Origin of the sequence: Parvibaculum sp., assembly GCF_049672805.1 — a bacterium.
Taxonomy (GTDB): Bacteria; Pseudomonadota; Alphaproteobacteria; order Parvibaculales; family Parvibaculaceae; genus Parvibaculum.
In genome coordinates this window covers 1-2,737 of the sequence record NZ_JBATWS010000012.1, presented here as the reverse complement: position 1 = coordinate 2,737, position 2,737 = coordinate 1, and the positions used below count along the sequence as shown (strand labels likewise).

Genomic DNA, 2,737 nt, shown 5'->3' with positions numbered 1-2,737 from the left:
CCCTATCATATAGAGGCGCCACCCGCCGGTACAACCCGGGCAAGACAAAGCAGGGATACCTCCCGTGCCCCGGCGCGGATCAACACTTTCGCGCAAGCCTCTGCCGTCGCCCCGGTCGTCACCACATCATCGACCAGCACCACATGACGCCCGCGTATCAGCGCCTCGGCATTTTTGGCGAGGCTGAAGGCGCCCGCCACATTCCGCCGTCTTTTGGCTCCCGAAAGCCCGACTTGCGGCCTTGTCGCCCGGCTGCGCAGCAAAAGCCCCGGCGCATAGGAAAGCCCCGAAAGCTCCCCGAGCAGCCGCGAGACTTCCGCCGATGGATTGAAGCGCCGAAAGAAAAGCCGCCAGCGATGCAGTGGAACCGGCACGATCATATCGGCGTCCGCCAGAATGTCGGCCCCGATCCGCGCGAGCCAGCGCGCGAAAACGGGGGCTGCCTCCATTCTATCGCCATATTTGAAACGATGAACGAGCCGCGCCGAGCCATCGCCATACCGCATGACAGCCCGCGCACGGGCATAGACCGGCGGATAGGCGAGCGCCGCAGCGCTGACGGTCCCCTCGCCTGCATCAAAGGGAAAGGGGATGCCCGTCACCGCGCACCAGGGCCGCTCTATAAAATCGATTTGCGACCAGCAGGTGCTGCAAAGCGCGGCGTGATCGGCAATTCCGCACCCGCAGCCAAGACAAAGGGGCGGCAGCATGAGATCGGCGAGGCGCGCCGCCCCTGCCCGCACCCCGTCTCGCCAATGCGAAAACGCCCCCGTTTCCATCAGAGCCCCGCCCCAAACCCGCAAAAGCCTACACGCGAGGGCTTTTCCTGCGCCAGCCCCTTGCGGCAAACCGACCCCCCTACCATGATGCGCGCCATGCCCGGACCTGACACAAGAATGCGTCCCTTCGATCGCGTGACCCATCGCCGCCGCCGCGACCGCGCTGCGGCGGGCTTTGGGCAATATGATTTTCTTGTCGCCCGCGCGGCCGAAGATATTGCAGACCGCATTGCCGCCGCCAATCGCAGCTTCGACATGGCAGTCGATCTTGGCGCGCATAATGGCGCCCTCGCCCGTGCACTGGCGGACGCCCATCTCCCGCCGGAAAAACTCGGCACGCTGATTTCCGCCGACATATCGCTTCCCATGCTGCATCAGGCGGCAGGCCTGCGCGTCGCGGCTGATGAAGAGGCGCTGCCTTTTGCAAATCAGAGCCTCAACCTCGTAACCAGCGTCCTCTCTCTTCACTGGGTGAATGATCTGCCGGGCGCGCTTGTCCAGATCAGACGCGCGCTGAAGCCGGACGGGCTTTTCATGGCCGCGATTTTCGGAGGCGAGACATTGACCGAGCTTCGCCAGTCTCTGGCAGAGGCAGAAATTGAACAGGAAGGCGGGCTGTCACCGCGCGTCGCGCCCTTTGCCGATCTGCGCGACATTGGCGCGCTGCTGCAGCGGGCAGGCTTTGCGCTGCCCGTCGTCGACACCGACCGCGTGACCGTGCGGTACACAGACGCGCTGCGGCTGATGGCTGATCTGCGCGGCATGGGCGAGACAAATGCTATGAGCGAAAGGCGGCGCACGCCGCTTCGCCGCTCAACGCTGATGCGGGCGGCAGAAATCTATCATGAGAAATTTGCGCTGGAGGATGGCCGCATACCGGCGACCTTCGACATTGTTATTGCGACCGGCTGGGCACCGCATGAAAGCCAGCAGCAGCCGCTCAGACCCGGCAGCGCACAGGCACGGCTCGCCGATGCACTGGGAACGAAAGAACATCCGACCGGAGAAAAGCCCGGTCGCTAGACGTTACTGGGACAGGCCCTCGCCGATCTTCGTATAAAAGGAGTCGTTCAGTGCCTCGCCCGTCGCACCCACGATGGCGATGATGGCAATCGAGATGCCCGCCGCAAGCAGCCCGTATTCAATGGCCGTCGCGCCGCGCTCATCAGCACCGAACATCTTCAGAAACGTCTTCAAAGCCGTCATCATCGTCCTCCCGATACGCAGCCTCAGAGCAGGTCGCGCAGCACCGCCACGAGCGGTTCATCCGCCGGTGGCATCGGGTAATCCCGGAGCCTTGCCGGGCGCACCCATTGCAGCGCCTGCCCTTCGAGGGCTTTCACTTCCCCCTCCCAACGCCGGCAGACATAAAGCGGCATCAGCAGATGAAAGCTCTCATATTCATGGCTCGCGAAGGTGAGAGGCGCGAGACACGCCTTCGCGACATCGATGCCGAGCTCCTCTTTCAGCTCGCGGATCAGGCACACTTCGGGCACTTCGCCCTCTTCGACCTTGCCGCCAGGAAACTCCCACAGGCCCGCCAGCGGCTTGCCCTCGGGACGGCGGGCAATCAGCACCCGCCCGTCAGCATCAACAAGCGCGCAGGCCGCAACGAGCAGCAGCCGCTTCGGCTCGCCCGTCACGCTTTCGCGCTCGTCACCCATAATCGCGCCTTTCCGTTAACGATTTCTGTCGGATTTGCCAGAAATTCATCCCTCTGCGGACCGACTGGCCCGCTCATCCGCTCTTGGTTAAGAAAGTGCCAACGCTCTCAGCTACGATAATCTGCATTGATGCGGATGTAGTCGTAGGTGAGATCGCAAGTCCAGACCGTCGCCTGCGACTTGCCGACACCGACATCAACCTCGATGTCGATATCGCTGCCTTTCATGTGGCGCGCGACGGGCGTTTCGTCATAGCCGGGAACAGCCATACCGTTCTTCGCCACATCGATGCCG

General features: G+C 63.2%; 5 protein-coding genes. 1 reads left to right on the top strand and 4 read right to left on the bottom strand.

Annotated features, from left to right (window positions below):
* Positions 1 to 5: 5 nt before the first annotated feature.
* Complete coding sequence (locus WBF74_RS00460) at positions 6 to 779, bottom strand: ComF family protein (RefSeq protein ID WP_424433735.1); 774 nt, start codon at positions 777 to 779, stop codon at positions 6 to 8.
* 96 nt (positions 780 to 875) lie between these two features.
* On the opposite strand from WBF74_RS00460, the gene WBF74_RS00455 reads away from it, so the two are divergent.
* Positions 876 to 1,802 (top strand): methyltransferase domain-containing protein, encoded by a 927-nt coding sequence (locus tag WBF74_RS00455; protein ID WP_424433733.1) that lies wholly within the window; start codon positions 876 to 878, stop codon positions 1,800 to 1,802.
* Between the two features lie 3 nt (positions 1,803 to 1,805).
* Here the strand turns inward: WBF74_RS00455 and WBF74_RS00450 are convergent, their stop codons facing one another.
* From WBF74_RS00450 to WBF74_RS00440, 3 genes are all read right to left on the bottom strand, one after another.
* Positions 1,806 to 1,976 (bottom strand): Flp family type IVb pilin, encoded by a 171-nt coding sequence (locus WBF74_RS00450; RefSeq protein ID WP_424433737.1) that lies wholly within the window; start codon positions 1,974 to 1,976, stop codon positions 1,806 to 1,808.
* A 32-nt stretch (positions 1,977 to 2,008) separates the two neighbouring features.
* On the bottom strand, positions 2,009 to 2,443 hold the full coding sequence (mutT, locus tag WBF74_RS00445) for an 8-oxo-dGTP diphosphatase MutT (protein ID WP_424433731.1): 435 nt from the start codon (positions 2,441 to 2,443) through the stop codon (positions 2,009 to 2,011).
* A gap of 107 nt (positions 2,444 to 2,550) precedes the next feature.
* Positions 2,551 to 2,737: bifunctional ornithine acetyltransferase/N-acetylglutamate synthase (locus WBF74_RS00440; protein WP_424433729.1), on the bottom strand; the 187-nt coding region annotated here is incomplete at its 5' end.

Coding starts and splice junctions, on each gene's coding strand:
- WBF74_RS00460 (WP_424433735.1), bottom strand. CDS start 779: ATGGAAACGGGGGCGTTTTCGCATTGGCGAGACGGGGTGCGGGCAGGG.
- WBF74_RS00455 (WP_424433733.1), top strand. CDS start 876: ATGCCCGGACCTGACACAAGAATGCGTCCCTTCGATCGCGTGACCCAT.
- mutT (WP_424433731.1), bottom strand. CDS start 2,443: ATGGGTGACGAGCGCGAAAGCGTGACGGGCGAGCCGAAGCGGCTGCTG.